The 4,848-nt window shown below is 46.6% G+C and carries 6 protein-coding genes; 5 read left to right on the top strand and 1 reads right to left on the bottom strand.

What is annotated here, in order from left to right:
* Positions 1-187: hydrolase TatD (locus HKN88_09240; protein NNC98239.1), on the bottom strand; the 187-nt coding region annotated here is incomplete at its 3' end.
* 117 nt (positions 188-304) lie between these two features.
* On the opposite strand from HKN88_09240, the gene HKN88_09235 reads away from it, so the two are divergent.
* The 5 genes from HKN88_09235 to HKN88_09215 form a co-directional block, all read left to right on the top strand.
* Positions 305-1,552, top strand: a complete 1,248-nt coding sequence (locus HKN88_09235) for an efflux RND transporter periplasmic adaptor subunit (protein NNC98238.1) — start codon at positions 305-307, stop codon at positions 1,550-1,552.
* Between the two features lie 14 nt (positions 1,553-1,566).
* Positions 1,567-2,247, top strand: a complete 681-nt coding sequence (locus HKN88_09230; protein NNC98237.1) for an ABC transporter ATP-binding protein — start codon at positions 1,567-1,569, stop codon at positions 2,245-2,247.
* Between the two features lie 8 nt (positions 2,248-2,255).
* Positions 2,256-3,416 carry an FtsX-like permease family protein gene (locus tag HKN88_09225; GenBank protein NNC98236.1) on the top strand — a complete coding sequence of 387 codons (1,161 nt, stop codon included), beginning with the start codon at positions 2,256-2,258 and terminating at the stop codon, positions 3,414-3,416.
* On the top strand, positions 3,416-4,603 hold the full coding sequence (locus HKN88_09220; protein NNC98235.1) for an ABC transporter permease: 1,188 nt from the start codon (positions 3,416-3,418) through the stop codon (positions 4,601-4,603). Before HKN88_09225 ends, HKN88_09220 begins: the two co-directional genes overlap by 1 nt.
* 25 nt (positions 4,604-4,628) lie before the next feature.
* Positions 4,629-4,848: DUF4389 domain-containing protein (locus tag HKN88_09215; GenBank protein ID NNC98234.1), on the top strand; the 220-nt coding region annotated here is incomplete at its 3' end.

The following is a 4,848-nucleotide window of genomic DNA, read 5'->3' as shown; positions in this document are numbered from 1 at the left end:
GCACACCAGCGGTTGAATAAAACAGTTCCGGAAATTTTTGGGTAAGCTGATACGCTGCAAGATTTCCTTGATAACTGGCACCGGTCAGAATGAATTGTTCTACACCAGCCGCTTGCGCACGCTCGATAACAGCATCCAGGTCGTGGCTAAAGCTGTCGTGGGTTAAATTCAGGCCAATGTCGATCATACCGGGTCCGATTATTTATCATATTTACTGGTTTCTGGCGTATAATTCTTACGACTTACGCACAGCTAAGTTTGTGTATTTTAATGATATTTTTCAGTTACGGTGAAATAAAATCTGATGGCTCTTGATCAAGACAATCTCAATGCATTGAAGCTCGATAAGTCACAGCGATATCAGCGCAAAGGATCGAACTGGGGAAAATGGCTTGGCCTATTCATGCTTGCTGGAATATTTGCGGGTGCAGTCTATTGGTTTGGTGCGAATAAACAAGCACAAGAGATGGTGAGTGTCGATGTGCACACCGTCAGTCTGCCAAAAAGTGATGCCACAGAGATCAGTGATGCAATATTAAATGCCTCCGGATATGTGGTGGCGCGTCGTCAGGCGACTGTGTCGTCTAAAGTAACCGGTAAAATTCTTGAGGTCATGGTGGAAGAGGGTATGCAAGTCGAAGCCGGTCAAGTGCTGGCTGAACTGGACGACAGTATCCTGGTTGCCCAAATTGCATTAGCGCAATCACAAAAACGTGCCGCACAGCAGGCCTTGGCAGAAATACAAGTACGCGTCGATGAGGCTCAAAAAAATCTGCAACGCACACTTTCATTACGTGAACGACAATTGGTTGCCGCCTCGGCCGTGGACACGGCGCAGGCCGAGTTATCCGCGCTACGTGCACGTTTGAGTAAAGCGCGCTCTGACATACAGGTAACAGATCAGAATCTTGCTTTACAAAAACAATATCAATTGGATTACACCATCCGTGCCCCGTTCGATGGAGTGGTCATCAGCAAAAATGCCCAACCGGGTGAAATGATCTCGCCAGCGGCTACCGGCGGGTCAACCCGAACCGGTATTTGTACCATTGTTGATATGAGTTCACGTGAAATCGAAGTGGATGTGAATGAGTCGTTCATCAACAAAGTCGAAGCCGGGCAAGAGGTTGAAGCCATACTGGATGCCTACCCGGATTGGACCATTCCTGCTCGTGTGATCAATATTGTACCGACCGCCGACCGCCAAAAAGCCACGGTTAAAGTGCGTATTGGATTTACTCAACTTGATAAAAGAATTCTGACCGACATGGGTGTGAAAGTGACCTTTTTGTCGGATACACCGGTGCCACAACGCACTGTCAACAGTAAACCCCAAGTGCGTATCCCCTTAGACACACTTTATAATGAAAGTGGCGTGGATAAAGTATTGCTGGTCGATAGCAGCGGCAAACTCAGTAGTAAAGTGGTCACCATCGCATCCCGCACACTGAACAATGCCATTCTTGAGAATGGCTTGAGTGGTAATGAACAATTAGTCATCGACCCGGAAGCGGTGAAAGATCTCAGCATAGTCTCGGTAAATAATAACTAAATCTGGAAAACACAATGTTATTAACAATCAAAAATCTGCATAAAGAATTTCGACGTGGCAAAGAAGTCGTCCACGTTTTAAATGACTTGGGTATCGAGGTGCCAAAAGGTGATTTCTTGGCCTTAATGGGACCGTCGGGTTCTGGCAAGTCAACTTTGTTGAACATGATCGGAGGCATTGACCGCCCAACTTCAGGAAGCATCACTTTTGACGGGGTGCCCGTGGATGACCTGAGCGAACGGGGTTTGAGTCAGTGGCGCGCCGATCATGTGGGTTTTGTTTTCCAGATGTTCAATTTGATGCCAGTCTTAAACGCCTGGCGGAATGTTGAGTTGCCATTATTGTTGACTAAATTAAATGGCAAGGAGCGTAAACAACGTGCCTTGGCAGCTTTGGATCTGGTTGGATTGTCCGATCGTGCCACGCATAAACCGGGCGAGCTATCAGGTGGTCAAGAGCAACGCGTTGGCATAGCTCGGGCGATTGTGACAGACCCTGAATTGTTATTGTGTGATGAGCCCACCGGTGATCTGGATCGAAAATCGGGTGATGAAATACTGGAATTGCTCACGGCCTTAAACGAACAGCAGGGCAAAACCATCATCATGGTTACCCATGATATTCGTGCCGCTGAGCAGGCCAAACGGATTTTATACATGGAAGACGGGCGAATTTCCTCGCAACGTAATATCTAGGTGTCCGTATGAAATATTTACGCTTTATTGCCAGTAATCTTAAACGCAACAAAACCCGTTTGCTGTTCACCATGCTTTCGATCATTACTGCGTTTATTTTATTTGGCATGCTTTCTGCCTTGAAAGTTGCCTTTAGTGCAGGCGCTGACATCGCAGGTAAGGACCGCATGTTGACCTTGCACAAGGTTACCTTTACCCAACCATTACCAGAAAGCTATGGTTCACGCATTGCCGCCATCGACGGTGTGAAAAAAGTCTCACACGCAACCTGGTTTGGTGCGGTGTATAAAGACCCGCGTAACCAGCTTGCATTATTTCCCGTAATTCCGGAAGAGTATGTGGAAATTTACCCGGAGCTCAAGGTGGTGGAAGGCAGTCTTGAAGACTGGATGTCTAACCGGCAAGGCATACTGATCAGCAAAAGTATGGCGGATCGTTTTGCCGAAGAATGGAAAATTGGTGACCGTATCCCGATTCAGTCATCCATTTGGCGAAAAAATGATGGCGGCAACACCTGGGAACTTGATTTTTCCGGGGTGTATCAACTTGGTGATGACATTGATGATGGCGGCATGCTGATGCATTACAAATATTTTGACGAAGGGCGCAGTTTTGGACAAGGTTCGGTTGGCTGGTACGTACTGCAGATCGCAGATCCCGAGAAATCTGCAAGTGTTGCCAAGGCGGTGGATAAATTATTCGAGAATTCATCGGCGGAGACCAAAACCGCCACCGAAGCCGCATTTGCCCAATCGTTTGCCGGGCAAATTGGTGACATGGGCAAGATCATCAATGCTGTGGTTTCTGCGGTATTTTTTACCATGTTATTGGTGGTGGCCAACACCATGTCACAATCCATTCGTGAGCGCACCAGTGAGATCGGCGTATTAAAAACCCTCGGCTTTTCCGATAACCGGGTAATGGGCATGGTTATGCTGGAATCTTTGTTTATCACGCTACTCGCTGCAGGTCTAGGATTACTCCTGGCCTATTTGATTGTTAACAATGCTGAAGGCATACGAAAGTTTTTTCCCATTTTTTATCTTCCGCAAAAAGACATTATCAGTGGATTGTTCATTGCGCTATTGATGGGTTTGATTGCAGGTATTATGCCGGCAACCCAGGCATTAAAACTCAAGATCAATGACGCCATGCGCAGGGTGGTGTAATGAAAAGTATTCTTCAAATTGCAAAAGTCTTGCAGATCAATATTCGCAGTTTGCCCAGTCGGTGGGCCTCATCATTAGTCGCAATAGTGGGAATCGCCGGTGTAGTGGCGGTCTTTGTTACCATTTTGTCTATAGCCAATGGCTTACAAGAAACCGCTTCGCGTGGCGGTGCCGATGATGTTCTGGTCATTATGGGGCAGGGTTCGGGTGCCGAGCTTAATAGCAGTTTGTTGAATTCGGAAGTGACCAGTATTGAACAGCTTGAGAATATTGCGCGTGATACGAATAATGATCCAATTGTTTCACCTGAATTGTATGTGATTGTAGACTTGAAAAAGCAATCCACCGGACTTGATGCCAACATGCCATTACGCGGTGTCACAAACAATGCCATGCTGCTGCGTCCGAATTTCAAATTGATTGAAGGGAGAATGTTTACGCCCGGATTAAACGAGATCATTGTGGGTAAAAGCATTCTTGGTAATTATCAGAACCTTGAATTTGGTTCGGAGTTAAAGTGGGGCAAGAATGTCTGGACTGTGGTGGGAGTTTTTGAAGACAACGGCTCGGCGGCCGAGTCCGAGATCTGGACGGACTCTCGTGTATTGCAGTCTGCCTATAATCGTAATGTCTATTCAACCGCGCGGCTTAAAGCCGCTAATTCTCAAGCACTGGAAAGTATTCAGGCGGCAATTGATGCCGACCCGAAACTTAACCTGACGGTTAAAAGTGAAAAAGAATTCTTGTCAGAGCAGACTGAGATCATGAATGTAGTGATCAATGTGATCGGTACAGCCCTAGCCGTACTCATGGGCATTGCGGCATCTTTCGGTGCGATCAATACCATGTACACGGCGGTTGCCAGTCGTACACGAGAAATCGCGACTCTACGAGCTCTGGGTTTCGGACGCGGTTCGATCATTTTTTCAGTATTAACCGAATCCATTATCCTGGGCTTACTGGGTGGACTGCTCGGCGGTTTGCTTGCGTATCTCTTTTTTAACGGTTTTCAGGTGAGCACTTTAAGTTGGACAAGTTTTACGCAACTGGCCTTTGAATTCAGTGTGTCGCCTTCCATTTTGGTCTCGGGCATGTTCGCAGCTCTGATCATTGGCATTATCGGTGGCTTGCTTCCCAGCATTCGAGCTGCACGAATACCTATCTCGCAAGCATTGCGTGAACTATAATAGTTTTTTTACAAAGGATAACAGCATGACTGAGCAAGAGAAAAAACCGGTGATCAGCCCGGATGTTAAAGCACGTTTGAAAGATCAAAGTATCTGGCTGTATTTTTTACAACTGATTATGTACGGCATTGCCTTTGGTTTATGTGCCTGGATATTGCTTGGCGTTTCGCTTTTACATTTCTTATTGCGCCTGCTAACCGGCGAGCCAAATTCGGAATTGCAAAAATTTGGTCAGAATCTGGCAA

This window comes from Gammaproteobacteria bacterium, from assembly GCA_013001575.1.
In the GTDB taxonomy this organism is placed as follows: domain Bacteria; phylum Pseudomonadota; class Gammaproteobacteria; order Steroidobacterales; family JABDMI01; genus JABDMI01.
Note: the sequence above shows the minus strand (reverse complement) of the source record. Positions and strands in the feature narration are given on the sequence as shown.